The 25,485-nt window shown below is 40.7% G+C and carries 22 protein-coding genes and 1 tRNA gene; 18 read left to right on the top strand and 5 right to left on the bottom strand.

Translation table 11 applies throughout. The features are described from left to right. The first annotated feature begins 35 nt into the window (after window positions 1-35). Window positions 36-1,103 carry an oxidoreductase gene (locus I5349_RS01565; RefSeq protein ID WP_226388967.1) on the top strand — a complete coding sequence of 356 codons (1,068 nt, stop codon included), beginning with the start codon at window positions 36-38 and terminating at the stop codon, window positions 1,101-1,103. 61 nt (window positions 1,104-1,164) lie between these two features. Here the strand turns inward: I5349_RS01565 and I5349_RS01560 are convergent, their stop codons facing one another. The 4 genes from I5349_RS01560 to I5349_RS01545 are packed head-to-tail and all read right to left on the bottom strand — an operon-like array spanning window position 1,165 to window position 7,708. Continuing rightward, window positions 1,165-4,578: an efflux RND transporter permease subunit gene (locus I5349_RS01560; protein WP_226388966.1), complete on the bottom strand. Its 3,414-nt coding sequence runs from the start codon at window positions 4,576-4,578 to the stop codon at window positions 1,165-1,167. A gap of 17 nt (window positions 4,579-4,595) precedes the next feature. Further along, on the bottom strand, window positions 4,596-5,726 hold the full coding sequence (locus I5349_RS01555; protein WP_226388965.1) for an efflux RND transporter periplasmic adaptor subunit: 1,131 nt from the start codon (window positions 5,724-5,726) through the stop codon (window positions 4,596-4,598). A 19-nt stretch (window positions 5,727-5,745) separates the two neighbouring features. Next, the gene (locus I5349_RS01550; RefSeq protein ID WP_226388964.1) at window positions 5,746-7,101 is read right to left on the bottom strand and encodes a TolC family protein; all 1,356 of its coding nucleotides are present in this window, start codon (window positions 7,099-7,101) and stop codon (window positions 5,746-5,748) included. A gap of 1 nt (window position 7,102) precedes the next feature. Continuing rightward, window positions 7,103-7,708, bottom strand: coding sequence for a TetR/AcrR family transcriptional regulator (locus I5349_RS01545; protein ID WP_226388963.1), 606 nt, complete (start codon window positions 7,706-7,708; stop codon window positions 7,103-7,105). A 201-nt stretch (window positions 7,709-7,909) separates the two neighbouring features. Here I5349_RS01545 and I5349_RS01540 point away from each other — a divergent pair, with 201 nt between their 5' ends. From I5349_RS01540 to I5349_RS01485, 12 genes are all read left to right on the top strand, one after another. Then, on the top strand, window positions 7,910-8,713 hold the full coding sequence (locus I5349_RS01540) for an alpha/beta fold hydrolase (RefSeq protein ID WP_226388962.1): 804 nt from the start codon (window positions 7,910-7,912) through the stop codon (window positions 8,711-8,713). Between the two features lie 90 nt (window positions 8,714-8,803). Further along, window positions 8,804-12,490 (top strand): phosphoribosylformylglycinamidine synthase, encoded by a 3,687-nt coding sequence (purL, locus tag I5349_RS01535; RefSeq protein ID WP_226388961.1) that lies wholly within the window; start codon window positions 8,804-8,806, stop codon window positions 12,488-12,490. 106 nt (window positions 12,491-12,596) lie between these two features. After that, window positions 12,597-12,669, top strand: a tRNA-Gln gene (locus I5349_RS01530). 143 nt (window positions 12,670-12,812) lie between these two features. After that, the gene (locus tag I5349_RS01525; protein ID WP_226388960.1) at window positions 12,813-13,502 is read left to right on the top strand and encodes a hypothetical protein; all 690 of its coding nucleotides are present in this window, start codon (window positions 12,813-12,815) and stop codon (window positions 13,500-13,502) included. Window positions 13,503-13,620: 118 nt separating this feature from the next. After that, window positions 13,621-14,550 (top strand): ribose-phosphate pyrophosphokinase, encoded by a 930-nt coding sequence (locus tag I5349_RS01520; RefSeq protein ID WP_226388959.1) that lies wholly within the window; start codon window positions 13,621-13,623, stop codon window positions 14,548-14,550. A gap of 34 nt (window positions 14,551-14,584) precedes the next feature. Further along, complete coding sequence (locus I5349_RS01515; protein WP_226388958.1) at window positions 14,585-15,157, top strand: 50S ribosomal protein L25/general stress protein Ctc; 573 nt, start codon at window positions 14,585-14,587, stop codon at window positions 15,155-15,157. A gap of 90 nt (window positions 15,158-15,247) precedes the next feature. Then, on the top strand, window positions 15,248-15,808 hold the full coding sequence (pth, locus tag I5349_RS01510; protein ID WP_226388957.1) for an aminoacyl-tRNA hydrolase: 561 nt from the start codon (window positions 15,248-15,250) through the stop codon (window positions 15,806-15,808). Window positions 15,809-15,818: 10 nt separating this feature from the next. Further along, window positions 15,819-16,112, top strand: a complete 294-nt coding sequence (locus I5349_RS01505; protein WP_226388956.1) for a thiamine-binding protein — start codon at window positions 15,819-15,821, stop codon at window positions 16,110-16,112. 182 nt (window positions 16,113-16,294) lie between these two features. After that, entirely contained in the window at window positions 16,295-16,636 is a 342-nt protein-coding gene (locus tag I5349_RS01500; protein ID WP_226388955.1) for a PadR family transcriptional regulator, read from the top strand. Further along, window positions 16,633-17,328, top strand: coding sequence for a hypothetical protein (locus I5349_RS01495; protein ID WP_226388954.1), 696 nt, complete (start codon window positions 16,633-16,635; stop codon window positions 17,326-17,328). Before I5349_RS01500 ends, I5349_RS01495 begins: the two co-directional genes overlap by 4 nt. Beyond that, window positions 17,319-17,939, top strand: a complete 621-nt coding sequence (locus I5349_RS01490; protein ID WP_226388953.1) for a hypothetical protein — start codon at window positions 17,319-17,321, stop codon at window positions 17,937-17,939. The genes I5349_RS01495 and I5349_RS01490 overlap by 10 nt, the downstream gene beginning before the upstream one ends. Then, window positions 17,936-18,634: a hypothetical protein gene (locus I5349_RS01485; protein ID WP_226388952.1), complete on the top strand. Its 699-nt coding sequence runs from the start codon at window positions 17,936-17,938 to the stop codon at window positions 18,632-18,634. The genes I5349_RS01490 and I5349_RS01485 overlap by 4 nt, the downstream gene beginning before the upstream one ends. 58 nt (window positions 18,635-18,692) lie before the next feature. On the opposite strand, the gene metG is transcribed toward I5349_RS01485, so the two are convergent. Beyond that, window positions 18,693-20,753, bottom strand: a complete 2,061-nt coding sequence (gene metG / locus I5349_RS01480) for a methionine--tRNA ligase (protein ID WP_226388951.1) — start codon at window positions 20,751-20,753, stop codon at window positions 18,693-18,695. Window positions 20,754-22,295: 1,542 nt separating this feature from the next. On the opposite strand from metG, the gene I5349_RS01475 reads away from it, so the two are divergent. The 5 genes from I5349_RS01475 (at window position 22,296) to I5349_RS01455 (ending at window position 25,445) form a co-directional block, all read left to right on the top strand. After that, on the top strand, window positions 22,296-23,312 hold the full coding sequence (locus tag I5349_RS01475) for an OmpA family protein (RefSeq protein WP_226388950.1): 1,017 nt from the start codon (window positions 22,296-22,298) through the stop codon (window positions 23,310-23,312). A 294-nt stretch (window positions 23,313-23,606) separates the two neighbouring features. Next, complete coding sequence (locus I5349_RS01470) at window positions 23,607-23,930, top strand: hypothetical protein (RefSeq protein ID WP_226388949.1); 324 nt, start codon at window positions 23,607-23,609, stop codon at window positions 23,928-23,930. A gap of 408 nt (window positions 23,931-24,338) precedes the next feature. Then, window positions 24,339-24,779, top strand: coding sequence for an HNH endonuclease (locus I5349_RS01465; RefSeq protein WP_226388948.1), 441 nt, complete (start codon window positions 24,339-24,341; stop codon window positions 24,777-24,779). A gap of 34 nt (window positions 24,780-24,813) precedes the next feature. Beyond that, entirely contained in the window at window positions 24,814-25,044 is a 231-nt protein-coding gene (locus I5349_RS01460; protein WP_226388947.1) for a hypothetical protein, read from the top strand. Between the two features lie 239 nt (window positions 25,045-25,283). Next, the gene (locus I5349_RS01455) at window positions 25,284-25,445 is read left to right on the top strand and encodes a hypothetical protein (protein ID WP_226388946.1); all 162 of its coding nucleotides are present in this window, start codon (window positions 25,284-25,286) and stop codon (window positions 25,443-25,445) included. Window positions 25,446-25,485: the final 40 nt, after the last annotated feature.

The following is a 25,485-nucleotide window of genomic DNA, read 5'->3' as shown; positions in this document are numbered from 1 at the left end:
TACGATAGACTAACTTCAAGATAGAAATCAAACTTATGGAAAACACCCTTCAAGTAGGACTCATTGGGTACGGTATGGCTGGACAGGTCTTTCATGCACCTTTTATATTTTGTACAAATGGACTACACCTCCACAAAATCGCTACACAAAATCCAGCAAACATACAGATTGCTCAAACGAGATACCCCAAAGCACAAATCGTAGCCGAAGCTGTAGATATCATATCTGATCCTATGATCGATCTGGTAGTGATCGCTACACCAAACAGCACCCACTATAAACTTGCTAAAGAAGCACTGCTAGCAGGCAAACATGTAGTAGTAGATAAGCCTTTTACCATAACAGTGAGCGAAGCAGATGAACTGATCAGATTAGCGCATCAGCGAGGTTTGATCTTAGCTATTTTTCAAAATAGAAGATATGATAGTGACTTTTTGACGGTTAAAAAAATCCTAGAAAGTGGCGTTTTAGGAAGAGTTGTATCTTTTGAGAGCAGATTTGACCGTTTTAGAAATGAGCTCAGACCTAATACTTGGAAGGAAGTGGCCACACCAGGTTCAGGAGCACTCTATGATCTAGGTTCTCATTTGATCGATCAGGCCATTGTGTTATTTGGTTTGCCTGATGCCATATATGCTGATCTCGGTACGCAAAGAGCAAATGCCTCTATCGTAGATTATTTCAATCTCAACCTTTATTACGAAGGGCTCCAAGTTTCACTTAAAGCCAGTATGCTAGTCAAAGTACAGCTCCCTCGATTTGCTGTTTTGGGAGATCAGGGCGGATTTGTAAAATATGGTATGGACCCACAAGAAAATGCGCTAAAACAAGGACTACTACCTCACCTCACCAAAAACTGGGGTATAGAAAATGAGGAAAACTTGGGAACACTATCAACACTAGTTGAAGAAAAAGATCATACACGAAAAATCAAAAGTGAAATGGGAAACTACGGATTGTTTTATGAAAATGTAGTCCAATCTATCCAAGCAAAAAATACACTAGCTATTAAGCCACTTGATGTCTTGCAGCAGATCAAAATTATCGAACTAGCCTACCAAAGTGCTGCTGAAAAGCGTGTCATCCCATTTGAAAAGGCATAAAAAAACATCCGAAGAGCATAACTCAACGGATGTCCAAACACTTAAACCACCAACCTTTATCTTAAACAGCCTTTACTAGGCTTTTTGTTTTATATTTTATTTTATCAGCTATCAAATACATAACTGGTACAACTATTAACGTCAAAAACGTTGCAAAGGTTAGACCAAATATTACAGTCCACGCCATCGGTCCCCAGAAGTTAGCATTATCCCCTCCTACGTAAAACTGAGGGTCAAAATCTGAGAATAAAGTAAAGAAATTAATATTCATACCAATCGCTAGAGGGATCAATCCCAAAACTGTCGTGATCGCTGTCAAAAGAACTGGTCTTAATCTCGTCCTTCCACTTTCGATGATACTACCAAGTATCTCATCATAAGGTAGTAACTCATCCTCAGGGGTATTTAGTTCCTGACGTTTTCTTTCTCTTACCAAATTGGTATAATCGATCAAAACGATGGCATTATTGACCACCACACCCGCTAAAGAAATAATACCTATACCCGTCATGATCACCACAAATTCCATATTGAAAATCACCAAGCCGAGAAATACGCCAATAGTACTCAAGACTACTGAAGCTATGATGATAAATGGCGTCACAACAGAGTTAAACTGTGTGACTATAATCAAGAATATCATGGCTACAGCAATAATCAAAGCATTTACCAAGAAAGCCATAGATTTAGCCTGTTCCTCTTGCTCTCCTGTAAACTTGACCGAGAAGCCTGTAGGAACATCAAAGTCTGCTATAAGTGTCTTGATCTGATCGTTGATCTCAGTGGCATTGAAACCTTCCTTCACGTTAGAATATATCGTGATGACTCTATCCAAATCCTTTCTTTTGACAGATCCATACGAACTGGAGTAATCCACTGTAGCTACGGAAGATATCGGAATATCTTTTTTATTACCTAGCTTATCTCTAAAAGCTATCTTTTTATTGATCAATGACTCTACATCATATCGATACTCATCTGCCAATCGTAGCTGGATAGGATATTCATCCTCTCCTTCTTTGTATTTAGAGACTTCTTGTCCAAATAGGGCTGTTCTGAGTTCAGTAGCAATCTGCCCAGTAGAAAGCCCAAATCTTCTGGCATTTTCACGATCAATATTAACTACCAACTCTGGCTTACCTGTTTCTAGATCTGTCTTCAATTCTTCTATCCCAGGGATATTTTCTTCATTGATCAAGTTTCTGATTTGATCTGTTAAGGTAATCAACTGCTCATAATCCTCACCACTCACTTCTATGTTGATCGGCTTACCTACAGGAGGACCGTTTCTCTCCTTTTCAGCGGTGATCTGTACACCAGGATACTTATCAGTAGCCTGTCTGATATCTTCTAGTATCTTGCCAGTACTTACACCCTGTCTTTTCTCATACTCCACGAAGCTAATCGTGATCTTAGACTTATGAGGAGTGGCTCCTTGGCTAGGTCCCTCTGAAGGATCTGCTGTCCCTTCCCCTACTTGCGCGATGATGGCATCTACCATGAAGTCATAAGGCTTCATCATCTCTATCATCTCAGTCTCCACCTCCATAGTGAAGTCATTAGTCGCCTCTATATCAGTACCGATGGGCTTTTGGATAAATATATTGACATAGTTTGGCTCATTATCTGGAAAGAAAAGCACTTTTGGAGCTCTCACCACTAGCAATACTAAAGAAAGAAACAATAGCAATACTGTACCGAAGAATACATAATACGGTTTCTTTTTATCAAGAGACCAAGTCAGCAATTGAGAATATCTATTTTCAAGATTGACCAAAAATACATTTTGAAACCACTTGAGTGCTTTGATCAAGACGAAAGTATTAAATACTGTCAGGATCGCTACGAGCATCAGTAAATTTCCCATGGTCAAACTTCCCATGACATAAAATATGATAGCAAAAATGGCAAATGCGCCAGCAGTGATCAATGGCTTTTTCTTTCCCTTTACCTTATTCGGGTCTACTACTTTCATATACATAGCCGTCAACACAGGGTTGATTACCAAGGCAACAAATAGAGAAGAAGACAATACAATGATCAGTGTGATCGGTAAGAACTTCATGAACTCTCCAATGATATCTTGCCAAAAAGCCAAAGGTAAAAAGGCCGCAAGTGTAGTTGCAGTAGAGGTAATGATAGGCCAAGCTACTTCACCTACACCCTGCTTAGCTGCTACCACAGCAGATTTACCCTCCTGCATGAGTCTGTAGACGTTTTCTACTACCACGATACCATTATCTACGAGCATACCAAGTGCAAGTATGAGTGAGAAAAGCACCATCAAGTTGAGCGTCACACCAAAGGCATTCAACACCATAAATGAGATGAACATACTTAGCGGTATAGCTACCCCTACAAAGAGCGCATTTCTAAATCCGAGGAAGAACATCAACACTACTACTACAAGGATTACCCCTGAGATGATGCTATTCTCCAGGTTATTTACTTGGTTTCTAGTATCACGAGACTGATCATTGGTGATCGATACTTTGAGATCCTCAGGAAACCTACTCATCTTCGCTTTTGCGATGATATCATTGATCTGATCCGCTGCATAGAGGAGGTTTTCACCACTTCTTTTGACTACATTGACTGTCACTACTGGGAGCTTGCTGTCACGTGAGTAGCTTTCTCTTTCTTCAAAGGTATCGCGTACTGTAGCGACATCTCTAACATAGACTATTTTGCTGTTCTCATTCTTGATGATGACGTCTTCGATCTGTCTAGGCTCTGTAAATTCACCCGTAATTCTCAAAGACCTTCTGTAGTCTCCAGCTAGGATATTACCACCTGAGATAGTCCTGTTTTCAGCAGCGATGGCATCAGAGATATCTGAAAAAGACACTCCCATAGCCTCCATCTTATAGAGATCAACATCAATTCTAATCTCGCGCTCTGGAGCACCTTTGATCTCAGCATCCGAGATCTCTGGGAGCTTTTCGATTTCATCTTGTAAATACTCCGCATACTCTTTCAGCTCTTCAAGGGCATAATCTCCTGAAAGGTTGATAAACATGATCGGAATATCCGAAAGGTTCACCTCAAAGACATTTGGCTCCTGATCTAAATCAGAAGGCAACTCACTTTTCGCTTTGTCTACTGCATCTTTTGTGTCCTGAAGCGCCTTGGCTACATCCACATTAGGATTAAACTCGATCAAAATCGTAGAGTAATCTTGTATCGAAGTAGACGTGATGTCCTTTACATCTTTTAGACTTTTGAGTTCTTTTTCTATAGGCCTCGTGATCAGGTTCTCCATATCGACTGGCGAGTTGCCAGGATAGGAAGTACCGATATATACCTGAGGAATGACAATCTCCGGAAAACTCTCCTTTGGCATAGAGACATAAGCTCCAATCCCCAAAAATGTGATAATCAAAGAGAGGATGATGACCGAGGTCTTATTGTCCACAGACAAGGAGCTCAGCCCAAACTCTCTAAATGATTGTTTTTTATCTTGTTGTTCTGACATTTGAAAAATGAGCTAAATTATTTAACAACTTCAACTGTAAATCCATTTCCTACCTCTCGGAAGCCTTTGTCTATGATCGTCTCATCACCTTGAAGTCCCTCTAGGATCTCCGTCTCAGCTTGATAAGTTTTTCCTCTTTTAAGGTATACCTTATTGGCTTTTTCTTCTTTGATGATATAGATATAATCCCCTCTATTATCTCTTTGGATCAAATTAGTAGGGACAGTGATCGCATTTTTATTTTCATAATCTTTGATCTTCATCACTGCGATCAGGTTTGGCTTCAGCAAGTTGATATCATCAGGAAGTGCCGCCTCCACTCTGAAAGTTCTATTGTTTTCATTGATGACAGCACCAAGCGCACTGATGCGTGTGATCAAATTCTTATTGAGTGAAGGGAAATTAACCTCTACTGAATCTCCTTTTTGAAGTGTCCCGATGAATCGCTCCGATACATCTCCCTCAAGATACATATTAGTACTCCCCACTAGTTGTACCACTGTCATAGTAGGCTGTAATGTCTCTCCTAGCTTTGCATACACCATCTCCACTATCCCAGAGAAAGGTGCTCTGATGACAGATTTAGACAACTGTGTTTGTAATGAAGCAAGCTGCCTCTCAAGGGATTCTTTTCTATTTTTAGCTTCTAAGAACTGTACTTCTGTTCCGATTTCTTGATCCCAAAGATTTTTTTGTTTTTCGTAGATCGTAGTAGCTAGTTCTAGGGCAGTTTTCACTTCATCGATATTGCGCTGTACAGATTCAGCATCCATGCGTACGAGGACTTGTCCTTTTTGTACTTGCTGTCCTTCAGTCACATTGACTTCTACGACACGACCGCCATTTTCAGCTCCTAAAGCCACATTTTGTTTGGACGCTACAGAACCAGTCACATCTACATAGTGTGAAAAAACCTTCTTTTGCACTGGCTTTGTGGTTACTAGTGTGGCTTTTCTGTTATCACTAGCAAATTCAGGATCTATTTCTGCTAATTCAGTTTCCAATGCCCTTACCTCGGCATTTTTAGCTGCTATTTCTTTTTTCAGCTCCTTGAGAGCCTCTTTCTTAGCTTCTATGCTGTCGTTTCCACCACAGTTGAAAAGTAAAAAAGTACCGATTACGCTGAGTGCGATATTGATTCGTTTCATGGTTTGTGAGATGGTGTTTTTATTGATTTAATGTTCCTAGTGCTTTTTCTAATTCTACTTGCGCTATAAGTGCATCGTAGATCGCTGCGAAATAATTCGTCTCTGCCTCTTTGAGAGAAGTCTCCGCCTCGACTAACTCAAAGTTTGATCCTACGCCTTGCTGATACTTGGCTTTAGTGACTCTAAAGACCTCATTGGCCAGATCTCTATTTTCTTTCTGAGCTTCTAACTTAGCAAGACTATTTTTCAGACTTTGTCTCGCTTGTCTGATTTCTAGCTGGATATTATCTTCCAAAAATCTCCTTTGATTCTCTAGCTGATTGATCTGTATCCTGTTCTTCTGCACTCTATAGCTTTTAGCCAATCCATCAAAAATGGGGATGTTTAATGAAAGCCCTACTGCTGAGTTGCTAAACCAAGAGTCGTTTTGCCATAGTCTAGAAAAATCATCCGTACCAGTATTTCTACCCCAGTTACCAAAGGCATTGAGTTTTGGCATGTATTGTACCTGATTATTTTTCAAATCCAAGTCTGCCAACTCTAAATTGGTAGCATTGAGTTTATATTCTACACGATCATTGTAGTTGACTTCAGCTGTAGCGTCTATCGCATAGTCAATCTCACCTATGAAGTCAGACAAACTACCCACTAACTGAATCTCTTCCACTAGTGGCATACCCATTTGCAATTTCAAAAGCTGAATACTGATCCCTTGAAGCTCTGCTACATTGTCTCTTTCTACTTTGATATTATTGTATTGTACTTGAATTCTGCTGACATCGATTTTCTCTGCAAAGCCATTGGCATACATAGCCTTGGTTTCCTTAAGAAGCGTGTCTAGTCTAGAGACATTTTTATTGAGTAATTCTAATCTTTCTTCATTTACTAAAACACTGTAGTAAGCCTTTCTTACGGTTTCGATCGTTTCTATCTCGGTGCGAACTTTATCCCAATCAGCCAACTCTCTATAAGTAGCCGCTGCTCTCAGTCCTACAAAATAAGATCCATCAAAAATCAGTTGACTAACGCTTACTACCATATTTCCCTGATAGTCCACCCCAAACTTAGCAGCAGCAGTCTCCCCTTCTGGAGCAGAAGGGTCAAAGATGTTTGCTGGTAAGAAGACTCTTGGTATGAGTAAGTTCCTAGTAAAATCGATAGTAGCTGAGATTTGAGGCAAGCCTTGCGCTCTCGTCTCACCCACCGTAGCCTTGGAGGCTAGTGTCTCCAATTGTGCGTTTTGTACATTGATATTGTTGGAAAGTGCGTAAGTCACACATTCCTCCAGCGTCATTGGCTTTTGTTGGGCTTGTACACCAGCCACAGCAAAAAATAGTAAGGCGCCTAGCACCCATCTGCTTTTGATAGAAAACATATTAGCTTTGTTTGATATATTGTTCATAAATTTTTCTTCCATTGTCTGTCAAAATCCCATGCACAAAGTGGTCAAATATCTGACCCTGCACCTCACCAAAGTTGAATTTCTCCATGGGGAAGTTGCTGATGTTAAACGCCAACTGCATCTGATCGACTCTCAGCACTGAAAGTATCTCGGGATTGATATCGTCTCTAAAGTATCCAAGTTCGATTCCCTTCTCTAGGGTCTTTCTGATGGTGTCTTTGAGGTGCTTTTCCTTAAAATCCTTAAAAAGCTGATACGCCTTAGGATGATAACGCTCCAAATCAAAAAGTACGGAAGGATTCACTTTATTAAAGCGCGTCCTCATATATTTTGAAACCTTATAGAAATGCTCTAAGATATTTTCCGCCTCACCTTCTAGTTGATGAAATACACAGATATCCTCTTCTAACATTTCTTTGGTCACTTCACTGACTAGCTCATCTTTATCTTTAAATTCCTGATAAATGGTTTTCTTAGAGACAGAAAGTCTTTTTGCTATTTCATCCATTGTGACAGTTCGGATGCCATAGGTCATAAAGAGCTCAGTGGCCGTTTCTTGTATCTTTTTTCTTGTATCCAAATGCAATGCTATTTTGACACACAAAACTATGGAAACTTTTTATTGTTCAAAAGTTTTCAAAGTTTTTTAATTATTAATATTCAAAATAAAATTTTAATATTGAGTAAATGAAAGGTTCATAGCGAAAAATCCTAATGCTAATTTATTAAAACACATGATTATTTTGTGTTTAGGTTTTAAACCATATAAAAATCTATTCTCATGAATGAAGGCATCTTGTACTACCAAGACTCAAAACTTCACTATGAAAAATCAGGCACTGGCAGCCAAGTACTTTTAGCCTTCCATGGCTTTGGTCAAAACAAATCATACTTCGATGAACTCATCAAAATCTGGTCGGATAATTATACCATTTATACCTTTGATATCTACTTTCATGGTGAGAGTTTTTGGCCAAATGGCAAAGAACGACCGCTCACTAAAGCTGATTGGCAAGCCATCATCAAAGCCTTTGTGATCCAAGAAGACATTACGAGATTTAGCCTCGTAGGATTTAGTATGGGAGGAAAATTTGTCTTAGCCACTTTAGAAAATTTCGCAGATCATGTCAATGAGATTACCCTGATTGCTCCTGACGGTATCAAGACGAGTTTTTGGTACAGTTTGGCTACTTACCCGCTATTTTTTAGAAAAATATTTGAAAATATCATTCATCAACCTAAGCCATACTATGCACTACTAAAGACCTTAAGAAGCTTACGACTGATGGACAAAAGCCTCTTGAAATTTGCTAAATTTCAAATGGACACGCCACGTAAGCGTCAGCAGGTGTATGATACTTGGGTTAGTTTTAGGTTGCTTTCCTTTGATATGGCACATATCGCACAATTGATCAACTCTAAGCATATCGACTTGACCATGTATCTGGGCAAATATGATCAAATCATCTCTGAAAAAAATATGGACAGATTGCTATCTAAATTGCATCAATACCAGCTTCATATCCTAGACTGCGGGCATAATAATCTACTTTCAGCACTCGCTAAACACCTGAAAAAAGCTTAAGATCAAATTTCAGAGTAAACCGCTGATATTTTTTTGATTTTACTACCTTTGTCGCATCATTATCAAAACCATTACAATCTCTTCTCCGCTATGATTTTATTCTTTTCAGCTCCCCAAAACAAGGTCTTTGCAGTGGGTACGACTACTCCTCTACAAAGTGCAGACATCGATAAATTGGTGTGGTTATTTGGTGAAGCGACTCTCGTAAATCAAGACAGCATCTCCAAAACCTATATCGGGCCAAGAAAAGAAATGATCACTCCATGGAGTACCAATGCTGTAGAGATCACCCAAAATATGGGAATCACTGGGATAGAGCGAATTGAAGAGTTTTTTGAAGTAAGTGGTGAAGCACAGTATGATCCTATGCTAGAGCAGCTTTACACTAGCCTAGACCAAGAGATCTTTAGCATCTCTAGACAGCCTGAGCCTATCAAGCACGTCACAGATATCGCTAGCTACAATCAGGAGGAAGGATTAGCGCTAAGCCAAGAAGAAGTCGACTACCTCAATGGCGTGAGTAAAGAACTTGGAAGACCTTTGACTGATAGTGAAGTGTTTGGCTTCTCGCAAGTCAATTCTGAGCACTGCCGACACAAGATCTTCAACGGTACTTTCATTATAGATGGAGAAACTAAGCAAGACACGCTTTTTCAACTGATCAAAAAGACCGCTAAAACGCATCCTAATAAGATCGTATCTGCTTATAAAGATAACGTTGCCTTCATAGAAGGTCCTACTGCGCAGCAGTTTGCACCAATCTCTCAAGACAGGGCAGATTTCTTCAAACCCGAAACTATAGATACAGTCCTTTCTTTGAAAGCAGAAACGCACAACTTCCCTACTACTGTAGAACCATTTAATGGTGCTGCTACAGGTTCGGGAGGAGAGATCAGAGACAGGCTTGCTGGAGGTACTGCCTCTATTCCACTTGCTGGGACAGCAGTGTATATGACATCATACCCTAGATCTGGAGGCGCACGTACTTGGGAGAAAAACTACAAAGAGCGTCCTTGGTTGTATCAAACACCCATGGACATCCTGATCAAAGCCTCCAATGGTGCTAGTGATTTCGGGAATAAGTTTGGACAGCCACTCATCTGCGGCTCTGTCTTGACATTTGAGCATGCTGAAAACCAAAAGCAATATGGCTTTGATAAAGTCATCATGCTGGCTGGTGGTGTAGGCTTCACGCGTAAATCTTACAGCAAGAAAAAAGAACCTGCCAAAGGTGATCAGATCGTAGTGATGGGTGGAGATAACTACCGCATCGGTATGGGAGGTAGTGCTGTTTCTTCGGTGAATACAGGCGTATTCTCTAACGCCATCGAACTCAATGCCATCCAAAGATCCAATCCTGAGATGCAAAAGCGCGTAGCCAATGTGATCCGTGCTATGGCGGAAAACAAAGAAAACCCGATCATCTCTATCCACGACCATGGAGCAGGTGGTCACCTTAACTGCCTCTCTGAACTCGTAGAAAACACAGGTGGCACCATCGATATCAAAAAACTACCTGTAGGTGATCCTACCCTATCTGATAAAGAAATCATAGGCAATGAGTCTCAAGAAAGAATGGGGCTTGTGGTGAAAAAGCAAGACCTAGCACAACTAGAGAAAATAGCTAAAAGAGAGCGTGCACCCTTCTATGTTGTCGGTGAGACTACAGGCGATATGTCTTTTACATTTTTAGGTAAAAATGCTGCTGAGAGTCCAGTCAAATGGGAACTCAAGCACATGTTTGGCTCTTCACCAGTGACCATACTAGAGGATAAAACAAGGACTGCTAACTTTGCTCCGATCACTTATGATGCTGCTGAGATCAAAAACTATATCACACAGATACTTCAACTAGAAGCAGTCGCTTGTAAAGATTGGTTAACCAACAAGGTAGACCGCTCGGTAACAGGCCGAGTGGCTAAACAACAAACAGTAGGTGCTTTACAACTCCCTCTTAATAACGTAGCCGCTATGTCCATCGACTATCTCGGAGAAAAAGGGATCGCTACTGCCATAGGGCATGCACCAGTTGCCGCTCTGATCAGTCCAGCGGCCGGCTCGAGATTGGCCATTGCAGAGGCTTTGACTAACTTGGTCTGGGCTCCTTTGACGCACGGATTACAGGGTGTTTCCCTTAGTGCCAACTGGATGTGGCCAGCTAAAAATGAAGGTGAAAACGCAAGACTTTATGAGGCGGTACAAGCAGTCAGTGACTTCTCTATCGCACTAGGTATCAACGTACCAACTGGCAAGGACTCTCTCTCCATGACCCAGAAGTACCCTGACGGACAAACTGTCTATTCACCAGGTACGGTGATCATCTCTTCTGTAGGTGAATGTGCTGATGTAAAACAGATCGTCAGTCCAGCATTAAAAAATAAAATAGGCTCAAAAATTTACTATCTCAACCTTTCAAAAAGCGCTTTTGAACTAGGAGGAAGTAGTTTTGCACAAGTTTGTAACCAGCTAGGTACTCAAGCACCAGATGTGGCTGATGCGAGCTATTTTGCTAAAGCTTTCATGGCGACTCAGTCATTAATCAAAAACGGTAAAATAGCAGCAGGTCATGACATCTCTTCAGGTGGATTGATTACCGCTTTACTAGAAATGTGCTTCCCTAGTCCTGGACTAGGACTTCAAGTCAAGCTTGATCGATTGAGAGAAAAAGACTTGATCAAAGCACTCTTCAATGAAAACCCTGGCATCCTCATTCAGATCGAAGACGAAGATTATGTGAGAGCTGTATTGGACAATCTCAGCATCGAATACATCTCATTGGCAGAGGTCATCCAACAGCCAGAAGTAAGGATTTCAGACATTGGACTCAACTTATCAGTGGCTGAGATGAGAGACACTTGGTACCAGTCTTCTTATCAGTTAGACAAAAAGCAAAGTGGTGAATCATTTGCTACAGCCAGATTTGAAAATTATAAGCAACAAGTCCTGTCATTTGAGTTTGATAGAAACTTTGAAGGAACATACGCTAGTCTAGGCTTAGATCCTCATCGTCAGACTACAGGCAAAGCCAAAGCGGCCATTATCCGTGAAAAAGGAGTCAATGGTGACCGTGAGATGGCTTATGCACTATACCTAGCGGGCTTTGAAGTGAAAGACATCCACATGACAGACCTTATCTCTGGAGCGGAAGACCTCAGTGATGTGCAGATGATCGTATTTGTGGGAGGATTCTCCAACTCAGATGTGCTTGGTTCAGCCAAAGGATGGGCAGGAGCCTTCCTTTACAATGAGAAAGCGAAAAAAGCGCTTGACAACTTCTACGCTAGAAAAGACACCCTAAGTTTAGGTGTTTGCAATGGTTGCCAACTCATGATCGAGCTAGGTTTGATCACACCAGATCACGCCCAAAAGCCTAAGATGCTCCACAATGCGAGCCATAAGTTTGAGTCTAACTTCCTCAATGTAATCGTACCAGAGAATCAATCAATCATGCTTGGTTCACTCAGTGGACAGCGTTTAGGTGTTTGGGTAGCACATGGGGAAGGTAAATTCCATCTCCCATTGGCTAAGGATCAATACCACTACGCCATGCAATATGCCTATGAAGCATACCCTGGCAATCCAAATGGATCAGATCATGCTACAGCAGGTATCTATAGTGAGGATGGTCGCCACTTGGCTATGATGCCACACATCGAGCGCTCACTCTTCCCTTGGAACTGGGCGCATTATCCAGAAGATCGCAACACGGATGAAGTGTCTCCATGGATAGAAGCATTCGTCAATGCAAGAAAGTGGGTAGATTCTCAGTTAGGCTGAAAAATTTCTGACTGATTTTTAATCATTTAAACTTTAGTCTTAAAAATTCTCTTTCAAAGTTTTGTGTAATAATCAAAGCTTACTACTTTTGCAGACGTTAAAACAATGACCGATGGTGTAACTGGCAACACGTCTGATTTTGGTTCAGAAGAGTCTAGGTTCGAGCCCTAGTCGGTCAACAAGAGGGGAGCTTTACACTCCCCTTTTTTTTATGGTGTCATATTTGCCTTGATATGGCTAGTTAAATTATTCAGCAGAGAATCTTTTAATTACCATAGCTTCTGCTTAATTTGTCAGACATATTATTATTCAACACCGTTAGATGGGCCTCGTTTCATATCTTAAAAAAGTAAAAGAAGTTGTTACTGGTGTGAGTATCGTTGAGAAAAAGTACAAAAACGAAACTCACAAGTTCTTCTTTTTCCGTGAAACGAGAATATTCGAACCCCTCTCCTTTTTCAATAGTACCTTTTTTTATCTCAAAGACGAAAGTCAACTGCTCAAGTTTAATACGACTAAAGACCTAAGCTCTCTTCTCAACTTTGATGACATCAGTTCTGAAAAAGCCATATTTGACTTGTATGGAAAGCCTGCACTCAAAGTGCAATCTACCATCAAAGGCCAAGATATCACAAGTATCAAATATTCGAGGAGAGTAGGTAAGTCACGCATCAGACTGTATTTTTTCCTCATGGATGATAACCTCTGCATGGTGATGAATGAGTTTGATGACATAGAGAGCTCACCACTGATTCTCAAGGCTATACACCACAAGTACGTGACCAATGAAGTGATCTCTGAGTCAGAATTTTTGTCCCAATCAGAGCAAAAGACGATCGTGATCACTGGCACTAAGGGCAAACAAATCGCCATTTACAAAAATGTGTACTTGAAGATTTCTTACTTAGTGGATGTGAAAAAATTCTATGAAGCGATAGATAAATTAGAGCTTTATGATGACTATGTAGAAGATCCAGATTCTAAAATGAAGAGTTTCTTGGATTATATATAGTTGCAGCCACTTTTGAGTCTAAAATAATTTATATACTGCTGTAGGAAGACACTCAAAATTATTTACCTTTGCACCTTGTAAAAGGCAGTATCACTACTAACCCAAAACTCCCAGACTGATGTCATCAGAAATCAAGCTATTCTCAGGAACCAACTCTAACTATTTGGCTGAGAAAATAGCCAAAAGCTATGGCAAGCCACTAGGCGCATTGACAATATCGAAGTTTAGTGATGGAGAAATCTCTCCTAGCTTCAATGAAAGTGTGCGTGGATGTGATGTTTTCTTGATTCAGTCGACCAACCCCTCAGCAGACAATATCTTAGAGCTCATGCTCATGATAGATGCCGCGAAAAGAGCCAGTGCGAGTAAGGTAGTAGCAGTGATTCCATATTATGGATATGCCAGACAAGACCGAAAGGATAAGCCTAGAGTGTCTATTGCAGCCAAATTGATTGCTAACATATTGACATCAGCAGGTGCTGACAGAGTGATCACTTGTGACTTGCATGCAGGTCAGATCCAAGGATTCTTTGACATCCCACTTGATCACCTCAACGGTTCTGCCATCTTTGTGCCTTATCTACAGAGTTTACAGCTTTCAGAATTGACCTTTGCTGCTCCTGATGTGGGAGGCGTAGGAAGAGCGAGAAGCTACGCTAAGCACTTCGAGGTAGAAATGGTCGTGTGTGACAAGCACCGCAAAAGAGCCAATGAGATCGCTTCTATGCAAGTGATCGGTGATGTAGAAGGTAAAGATATCATCCTAGTAGATGATATGATTGACACTGCAGGTACGATCTGTAAAGCTGCCGCGATCATCAAAGAAAAAGGCGCTAGATCAGTTAGAGCCATCGCCACACATGCAGTGCTCTCTGGCAATGCCTATGAAAACATTGAAAACTCGGTCTTAGAGGAATTGGTAGTCACAGACACTATCCCTCTCAAAAGGCCGTCTGAAAAGATAAAAGTATTGACCGTAGCGGATCTATTTGCCAAAGCGATCAAAGCAGTGACAGACCACGATTCGATCAGTTCACTGTTTATTTAATAGAAACAATTTAATTTACATAAAACACACACAAATGAAAAGTTTAGAGATTATAGGGTTTAAAAGAGCAAATCTCGGTAAGAAAGATGCTGTAGCAAACAGACTTGAGGGTAACATCCCTTGCGTAGTTTACGGAAAAGGTGAGCAAGTTCACTTTTACGCTCCAGCGATTCAGTTCAGACCATTGCTTTATTCACCAAACGTTTACATGGTTGAGCTGAACATTGAAGGTCAGATCATCAAAGCCATTATTCAAGATAGCCAGTACCACCCAGTAAGTGATGCTTTGCTTCACGCAGATTTCTTGGCAGTAGACGATACTAAGCCAGTGAAAATGGAAATCCCTGTAGAAATCACAGGTTCTTCTATCGGTATCCAAAAAGGGGGTAAACTTTCTCTTAAATTGAGAACACTTAAGATCAAAGCATTCCCTAAGGATATGCCAGATTCTATTCCTGTGGATATCTCTTCACTTGACCTAGGTAAGTCAGTGAAAGTAGGTGAAGTACAACTTGGAGAAGGTCTTGAAGTACTCAACAGCCCTAATGTCTCTATCGCTTCTATCGAAATTCCTAGAGCACTTAGAGGTAAGCAAGCTGCTGAATAATATTCAACAAGCATTTATCAGAGAATCCTGCCCCAAAAAGGCAGGATTTTTTATTTTTGTACCACATCACAAAAGATACACACGATCTCCATGAAATACCTCATCATAGGATTGGGCAATATCGGCCCTGAATATGAACTCACTCGACACAATGTAGGCTTTCTGACCTTAGACCGACTGGCTGACAAGGCAGGCGCAACTTGGCAAAGCAGCCGACTAGCTTTTAGCACGGAGATCAAGTACAAAGGCCGACAGCTACACCTGATCAAGCCTACGACTTATATGAATCTCAGTGGAAAAGCAGTCAACTACTGGATGAATGAGCTCAAGATACCCAAAGAAAACATCCTCGTAATCGTGGATGATGTGGCGCTCCCATTTGGGAAGCTGCGGATGAGAGGCAAAGGCTCCAGTGCTGGACACAATGGTCTCAAAAATATCGAAGCGCTCACAGGAGGGCAAGACTATCCTCGACTCAAGTTTGGGATTGGAGATGATTTCCCCAAAGGACGTCAAGTAGACTACGTGCTCGGTCGCTGGACACAGCAAGAGATCGATGAGCTACCGATCTTTATGGACAAAGCTATCGAGATGATCTATGCTTTCTCTACCATCGGCATCAACATGACCATGACTCAATTTAACGACTAAATATACCATCATGCATCACATCAATCTAGGCATACAAATTGTCCCAAAAAGTAAAACACTTGACACCTACTTACTCGTAGACCAAGCCATCGCGGTGATCCAACAGTCAGGCGTACCCTATGAAGTGACACCCTTTGAGACAGTCATGGAAGGCCCACAAGAACAACTCATGCAGATCGCACTAGAAGCACAGCAGGCAGTCCTCAATGCAGGAGCAGATGAAGTACTCGTCTACTACAGAATGCACATCAGAAATGGTGGGGACGTCTCGATGGGAGAGAAAACAGCCAAATTCGCACATTGATGTAGGTTTAAGCATAAATTATAGAACAGCCAAAGGCTCAAATCAATAAGACACATGGCATTGTTTAAACCATTTATCAAGAGAGACCTATATCAGGGTCTCTTTTTTTCGAGTTAAATATATACATAAGATTCTAATGTATATAATTTTCTTATATATTTGGAGTATTAATTAAAGACGATATGTCCAATAGCCAACTCATCAAAGGAAGCCTACAAACGATCATCCTCAAACTCATGGAGAGTCATGATAAAATGTATGGCTATGAGATCACGCAAAAGGTAAAAGAACTCACTTCGGGAGAAATCAAGATCACAGAAGGTGCTCTCTACCCTGCCCTACACAAACTAGAAGCAGAAGGACTCCTCACCACTGAAACGCAAATGGTGGATAACCGTGTACGCAAATATTATAGTCTTACTAAATCAGGCCAAAAAGAGGTGAGCACCAAAATAGCAGAAATGAAAGCCTTTTTAGATACCCTAGATAAGATCCTCTTACCTAAAACTGCCCTAGATTCATGAGAAAGTTAACTGACTCACAACAGCAAAAACTGGCTGACCATCTTAGTCAAAAGCCTTTTAAGTACATTGAATTCTATAGAGAAATCTTAGACCACTATGCTGCTGCTTATGAAGCGGGTACTGAAGATTTAGATACCATCATCTCTCAGCAAGATGAGATCTGGACGGCTGGAAGAGTGGCGGCTACTGAAGCCAAATTTTACCAAGCACTTAATAAGGAAGTCAGAAGACTACACTGGAAAAATTTCATATCGGTCTTTAGATGGCCCTATGTGATGACCAGCCTAGCCATGATGCTGCTCTTGTACATTGCTGTACCCATGCTCTTAGATGCTGGTTTTGGAATAGCCTTAGCCATATCAATGCTATCTATAGCAGCTGTACCCGTAGTATTATTTTTCTGGGTATCCTACAAAAGATACCGCTTGAGAAAAACGGAAAATATCCAGTTTAAAGAACACAAAGCGCGCTATGCACAGATCGAGCAGGTAGGTCAAAATGCTAACCTTGGCATTACGATCATGCAATTGACTATTTTAATGCCTAGAATCTTTTTTGAGGAGGACTTTAACTTCTTTATCCCTCAGTATGCAGTCTATATTGTAGTGATCTATGCCATCATCATCGCACATACCTATGCCTCACTTAAGGTATTTCGCACCAAACTAGATGCTAAACTACTATGGAGCTAAGTCGATTACAAATAGACATCATTAGAGAAAGGGTACGTAAAACACCTCTTTACTATACAGATCTAGTAGAGGAACTCACGGATCATATAGCAGAGCAATTGACACATGATCCACGCCTGAATGAAGATAATTTTGATGTACTACTCAATGAAGCTGTTGATTTGATTCAACCTTCAAACTTCCAAATGAGGGCCTTACTCAATAGCCATTTAGGTGCTTTGATACAGTTGTCCACTGCTTGGAAAAAGTTATTGACTAGCTATCGAGTGATCTACATATTAGCTATAGGAGCTTTGGTGTATATGACTTATCAGCAATCGTTCGTACCAGTAGATGATATGATCAAGCTCCTTAGAACAGGTTTGTTGGCTATCATATTACCACTGCTCACTGTAAGTCTCTTTAAAAGGGATTATCTCAAACGATCTAAGGTAGTTTCGATAGGTAATACCTTTTGGTTGTCTTTGGTACTGATCAGTACGTTGATAGGCTTCATCAGTGTCTTCACCTCTGCACCTGCCTTGGTCATTTCCTTGATTACATTATCTATCACACACATCATCATAGGATACCAATGCGTGATCAATCAGGCTAAACTAAGCATGGCATGAAATTGAGTAAAGAGGACATTCAAATCATCAAATCACTCATTGCAAAGAGAGGGTTTACTCATGTAGATGTGCAATACGAAATCTTAGACCATGTCGCTTGCAAAATCGAAGCGCTTAGAGAGGAAAACCCAAATATCTCTATTGAAGAGGCTTTCAAACAAGTACATGCAAGTTTTGGCCCCTTAGGCTTTAGTGTGTTAGAGGACAGCTATATGGCATTGATTCAAAAGAGGGTTTGGAGCAATATCAAGTCAGAAGCGAAAGCACTATTTAGTAGTATTCAGATACTTTATCCTTTAGGTCTTTTTACAATAATATACCTCCTAGCTAATTTACTACGCGATAGAGTTGATTTTTGGTTGGTCTTTCTCACAAGCTTGGTATTATTTACTGTAGCTAAGTTGATCTACTTTTTTATTAAATATCACTTCAAGCAAAAAGATTTGAGGAAATATCGCTCCTATCAAATCAGCAGCATTTCATTAGTAGGAACAGCGCCATTTCTACAATTTTATATTCATGCCATGAATTACATAGAAAAGAAAAATCCCGTGGCTTTAGACCATTGGCTAGGTAGCATATTTATCTTTGCTATACTCGTTTGGATCACTTATAGCTTCATCATAGACAAGGTATTAAACAAGACTGTCCAAGAAACCAAAAAATTACAGGAACTCTACCAAGAACTTGGTTAATAGATAGTCCCTGAGATGAAAAAATCCCACAGTTTAAAACCGTGGGCTGGAATAGTCTTTAACTGATTGTGGATCCTGGGGCGGTAGGTTCATTGGGTTGTAGCAACCTCAACGCGCCATCTTTGTCTTCTGCCATCAAAATCATGCCTTGGGATTCGATGCCCATGATCGGTCTTGGCGCCAGATTGATCAGCATGGTGACTTGCTTCCCTACCAAGAATTCTGGCTCAAAATGCTCTGCTACCCCACTCAATACTGTGCGCTTATCTACGCCTGTATCTACCAATAGCTTGAGCAACTTCTTAGACTTTTTGAGTTTCTCTGCCTCTAGCACGGTCACTACACGCAGGTCCATCTTCATAAAATCATCAAATGCAATCGTGTCTTTCACTGGGGCAACTGTTTTAGTAGCTAATTCATTTTCCTTTTTCGTAGCAAGCAATTTATTCACTTGTGCTGCTACAGTCTCATCTTCTATCTTTTCAAATAGCAACTCTGCTGTGCTGAGGGTATGCCCTACTGGCAATAGGTCAGGCTTCCCTGCCAGCTGCCAAGAAAGGTCTTCTAGACCCATCATCGCTTTGAGTTTGTCAGCTGTAAAGGGCAAGAATGGTGCGGCTACAATGGCTAGATTAGCGGCCAACTGTAGGGACACATTCATGATGGTCTTCACCCTTTCTTCATCTGTTTTGATCAGTTTCCAAGGTTCGGTATCTGCCAGATACTTATTGCCCACACGTGCTAGATCCATCACGAAGCTCAGCGCCTCTCTGAAGCGATACTTCTCTATAGCTCCTGCGATCTTATCAGGATACGTTTTGAGGGCTTCTAAGACCTCCTCATCGATCTGATAAAGCTTCCCTTGTGTAGGGATCACTCCCTGATAGTATTTATGCGTAAGGACAGCAGCTCTGTTGATGAAGTTACCAAAGATGGCCACCAACTCAGAGTTATTCCTCGTCTGAAAATCCTTCCAAGTGAAGTCATTGTCCTTGGTCTCAGGTGCATTGGCTGTCAGCACATAGCGTAAGACATCCTGCTTACCAGGGAAGTCTTGCAGGTATTCATGCAACCATACCGCCCAGTTGCGAGAGGTAGATATCTTATCTCCTTCTAGGTTGAGGAATTCATTGGCAGGGACATTATCTGGCAAGATATAGTCTCCATGCGTCTTGAGGATCGCAGGGAAGATGATACAGTGAAAAACGATGTTGTCTTTCCCGATGAAATGCACCAGCTTGGTATCCTGATCCTGCCAGTAAGGCTTCCAATCCTTGCCAGTCTGAGCTGCCCACTCTTTGGTCGCTGAGATATAGCCAATAGGCGCATCAAACCATACGTAAAGCACTTTACCTTCGGCACCTGGCACAGGCACTGGTACACCCCAGTCCATGTCTCTGGTCATCGAACGTGGCTGTAGTCCCTCTCCTGCTTCCAACCATGAGCGACACTGTCCGAGCACATTGTTTTTCCAGTCTTCTTTGTGGTCTACCAAGATCCACTTCTGAAGGAACTTGGTGTAACGATCCAATGCTAAAAACCAATGCTTGGTAGGCTTCAATACAGGCGCGCTGCCTGAGAGCTTTGACTTAGGATTGATCAGGTCTAGTGGACTGAGGGATGAACCGCACTTCTCACACTGATCGCCATAGGCATGTTCGAAACTACACTTAGGGCAAGTTCCCTCGATGTATCGATCGGCTAGAAACTGACCTACTTCTTGGTCATAGTACTGTTCCGTCTCTTGCTCGATAAATTCTCCTTTGTCATACAAATGCTTGAAAAACTCCCCTGCTGTCTCATGGTGTATCTTAGCAGAAGTCCTAGAGTAATGGTCAAAACTGATCCCAAACTCCTGAAAACTCTGTTTCATCAGGGCATCATAGCGGTCTACGATCTCTTGAGGCGTCTTACCTTCCTTACGTGCCTTGATGGTGATGGCCACCCCATGCTCGTCAGAACCACAGATGTAGGCCACCTCTCGGTGCTTGGCACGCAGGTAGCGCACGTAGATATCAGAGGGTATATAGCAGCCTGCCAAGTGTCCGATGTGCAAAGGCCCATTGGCATAAGGTAGCGCTGCGGTGATGGTATATCTTTTAAAATCTTGCTTCGTCATAGGGCACAAAGATAGGCATAAATGCCGTGAGATCGAAAGCTCAGCCCCCAAGAAGATGTATAGAAGCTAGCGTAAAAAGGAGGCTTGGAAAAGATGATCTGATTGAGTTGGGGAAACTTGTAAAGTGGGATATTTTCATCGAGGATGGCAATCTCCTCAAAACAGTTATTTTTTATCCATTTCTAAGAATCTATTGTATTCTTAAGATTAGAAAAAAGGGCATTTCTGAGAAGCTACTTAGGGTCTCGAAAAAAATAATGTCGAAGTATAGTCGGGGAAGAGTCGAGGATAACCCCGGGGAAAGTCTAGGTAAAGTCGGATAAACATCAAGTAAATACCATAGATTCTAGCAATAGTGAAACTTTTGCCAAAAATAAGGCTTGAAAATAGCGATTGTACTTTTAGGGGAGGTAATTTCACTGAGATTTGACTTGGGTGGGCTACCATATGCTGGCTGAAACAGCCATTCAAGACCCCGCCTTTCTCCTAAGTGGAGATATTTTTTTAAAGCCACGAATGCACGAATATGAATAGCGATGAAGATGGTTGAATAAATAATAGAGTGATGATCATCTGGATGGCTTCGGGTCAAGCCCTCGCACCTGCCTTCCAGAGGGAGGATGACGTACCCCTCAAGCATTGTCATCCCGAGGAACGAGGGATCTCGGAGCAGCCTGTTTCTGCGCGGATAAGACCAGCTGGTCGCAGGAACCTACAGATAAAAGTTTAAAAAAAGAGTCTCATTCGATGCATCCTGCGACCAGCAAGTTTCTGTAGAACAGTGACCTTTCTGCTTCGAGACCCTTCCTTCGTCAGGCCTGCCTCCTGTAGGGAGGGTGACAAAACGGGCATGGGTTCATGACACGGGTATCTCTAGACCCCGAAGTGGGTCACATATTTGTAGCACGGGGTTTCAACCTCGTGAAAAAAGCAACCACATTATCAACGACACCACCATAGCCACGGTTTAAACCGTGGGAATGATGACCACCTCACCCCTACCAATCGTTTCAATCCTTTCATCAATATCACCCAACATAAAAAACCAACACCTCAAAGAACGCACAATCGATCAACTGAAAAGCAAGATCAAAAATCTCAAAATAGGACGCAAATGAGATGGCGTGTTTGGCGCATTTGGCGCGATTGGCGTATATGGCGCATATGTCGCGTTATATAGGGGTATTTTGACCCTCTAAGCGACTATAACCCTCCTTTAGGTCGAGGATCATACGGGGATAACCCCGAGGAAACCCCTATAAAACAGTAGTACTCTTCTAAAATAATACCACGAATTCTCTCTTTTATCTAAAAGAAATGATAAGATCCCTTGAATCATTACGCATTTTCTCAGACACCAATCGTCAAAATTTCATCCAGTTTGTAGGGAATTGACTTGGATTGCGCTATATTGATTCAACAATAAAAAATATCACTGACTGAAAATCAGTCTTAGTTACCTTATAGTAGCTAAATGCACCTTATGGTGTATTTAGCGAATTGTTGTAGCCAATTAGAAAAGCAGAAACTAACAATTATAATATGAAAAAACTAATCTTACTATTATCATTTATTTCTCTATTTTCTTGTGACCAAAAAAAGGAAAGTCCTGAGAACAACGAATCCAATACAAAGGAAATGTCTTCAGAAATGGAAAATCCCAAAACAGAATCCATTTCAACAAGTTCCGGTTTTGACATTAGTGCAATACCAATTTCAAAAACCAATATTTCAGATTTGGTTTTTTTTAATTTACCCAATGGATACAAATTTGACAACCCAAAAAACATTATCGACTATGACCAATTTGCTTTTTTTGTAGACAAAGAAACTTATCTTTTTAAAGAAGGTAAACTTTTTCAAAGTAGAATCTCAACGATTGATTGGAACAAAAAATTTTCTCTTATAGAGCTTTTGAGAAATATTGAAAATGTTATAGAAAGTTCTGCAGGTCAAAAGATATTTGAAGGTATGGTGTCTAGGGAATCAGTAGAGAAAATTAATGAAAAAGTAAAATTATACAATTATGATGGGTACGGCTTTCTTGGTTATGCTAAAACATTTTCCTATCTAATTAGAAATGAGGATAAAGAAACTTGGATACAAATAACAGAATCAGATGATGATGCAAGTGTTTGCATTGGGGTTTTACAGACTAAAAACCTTCAAATATCAGCATCGTTAAAAACAGCTGAAGAAATTGAAAGTGAATTGTTGAATAATGGCAAATCTATTTTATATATCAATTTTGAAACTAATAAGTCTCATTTAACTAATGAGGGATTACAAGTCGTGAATCAAATAGTTAATGCGCTCAATAATAATAATTCACTCAATATTTCAATTGAAGGACATACTGATAGTACTGGTGATATAGCACATAACCAAAGATTATCAGAAGAAAGAGCTAAATCAGTTAAAAACGAACTTGTTGCTAAGGGCATAGCAGAAAGCAGATTAAAAAGTACAGGTTTTGGACAATCTAAACCTTTTGTTGAAAATGATAGTGAAGAAAATATGGCTAAGAATAGACGGGTAGAATTGGTACGAATAAAGTAACTGGCTACAATCGAGTAGACTGCTCCGCCAGTAGATACTGACGGGGAGAGCCTCTCACACCACTGTACGTACGGGTCTCGTATACAGCGGTTCATTGAATTGTAGGTTTCGTTTTAAGGTAATAGGAAAGCATAGATTCATAACACTTGCGTCAGGCGGGCTGAAGTGCAAACTTGGAGCTTTGTGTATCTATTCAAGTTCTGTGGTGGTTGATCCCGCATGTGCGGGACTCCGAAATCCGCCACTGCAATAAGCACGAGAACGTTGTGCGCTATTTTAACAAAATGACCATCGATGACAGAAAGAATATATTATGTTGATAAAGTGATTCTTGACTCAATCAAAACAGACTTTGACTTGATTGAGGATAAAAGCTGGTATCAACTATATCAACACAAGATTGATAAGACTTTTTGGCGACTTGATAAATATGATAAATATCATGAGCAGTTTTTTGTTCGTCTTGATAATTCAGATAATTGGATAGAATTTGATGACAAAGAATTACGAATTGATTTATTGCTTAAAACAAGAGGGGTTTCAGACAAAAAATGTATTTGGAATGGGTGCTATAAATTGACACTGCAAGGACTTGTCTATTGCGAAAGACATGCCTAGAACGAAATGGGGATTAGAAAATGAATTTTGAGAATTTTAGAGCTGACTTAGAATCGAATCTTAATTCAAACGCTGAGTTCGAATTAATTGAGTTTCATTACTTACATTATTGTTTTGGTAATGGAGTACTTGCTTATAGGATAAAAGGAAGAATTCATAAATTTGTATATGACGGAAGGGATAATATCTTAACTTGGTTGATAAGTAAAGAACATCAAAAATATTCCGATGCTAAATTGACTCTATATTGCAAATTTAGCGGACTGATTATTAATGAAGAAGAATTACTAAAAGGAATAAAAAACAGCGTATCAATCAAGTAGACGATCTTAAGCTAAGTGGTTGATAGCTATAATATTAACCTATCTATTCAAACAAAAAACTTTACCCCACTAAACCACCACTTCTATGAAAAAAATTCTCTTATTACTCAGTCTGATTTTGCTTAGCTTTTGTGGCTTTACACAAAGCAGGTATGTCTCTGAAACGACCAAAAAAGTGGTCTACACCAGAGATGGTGGTAAGTGTCAATGCTGCGAGAGTGTTGTTGACTTAGAGTACGATCATATCGTCCCATTCTCATGTGGTGGAAGTAATGATGCCTCTAATATACAGTTGCTCTGTATGAAGTGTAACCGAAGTAAGTCAAACAGTTGCATCTGTAAAATCCATAATAAAACAGTTGGGAAAGACTGTTGTCAAGGAAATCCTACTGTCAAAGAATCATCAAAACCAGCTTCTACAACCCAAAAGACTAGTACCGCAAGTCAGTGCACTGGAACGACTAAAAAAGGTGCTCGCTGTAAAAACAGGACAACCAATGCCAATAGAAGGTGTTATTTGCACTAAGAAAAATACCTCAACTATCTTAAATTTCACTTTTATGCTATTTGCAATAGATCGAGAAACCCAGGAAGTCATCGTGTCTGAATCTCCTAAAGGAAGTAAAAAGGTCAATTTTGTAGAACGAATAGCGCTTCAAGATAATAAACCACTTTATGAAGCGGTAGCCTTATTGACTATGCTGACTAGTCCAGAACATTTTGATACCTCAACTTTTAAGGCAATGGATAAAGTATGTCAATTGCTTTACAACAAGCATAAGGGAATATGATATTATGAGCACGGGGTTTTATTCCCGTGCTACAAATATCTTCCTGCAGGAGGCAGGCGGGGTCATGATCTCGTTTGTTCAGAAGCATCTAGCGACCAGCTAGCGCAATCCGTGCATAAACGCGCTGACCCGAGATCCCTCGTTCCTCGGGATGACAATGCAAGCATGCTACATTTCAATACAGATACTTCATACCGTTAACAATTACTGAAATGCTGGTTTGATGTAAAATGCCCTTTTTGTCACCCTCCCTACAGAAGGCAGGCCTGACGAAGGAAGGGTCTTGTACTACCAAGGCTACTGTCCTACCGCTACTAGCTGGTCGTAGAAGATATCAGTTGAGACAATTTAATGCTATAAACTATTATACCCTGCGCCCAGCTAGTCCTATCCGTGCATAAACGCGCTACTCCGAGACCCCTCCCTTCAGGAGGCAGGCCT

Origin of the sequence: Penaeicola halotolerans (assembly GCF_016464625.1) — a bacterium.
In the GTDB taxonomy this organism is placed as follows: domain Bacteria; phylum Bacteroidota; class Bacteroidia; order Cytophagales; family Cyclobacteriaceae; genus Penaeicola; species Penaeicola halotolerans.
Note: the sequence above shows the minus strand (reverse complement) of the source record. Positions and strands in the feature narration are given on the sequence as shown.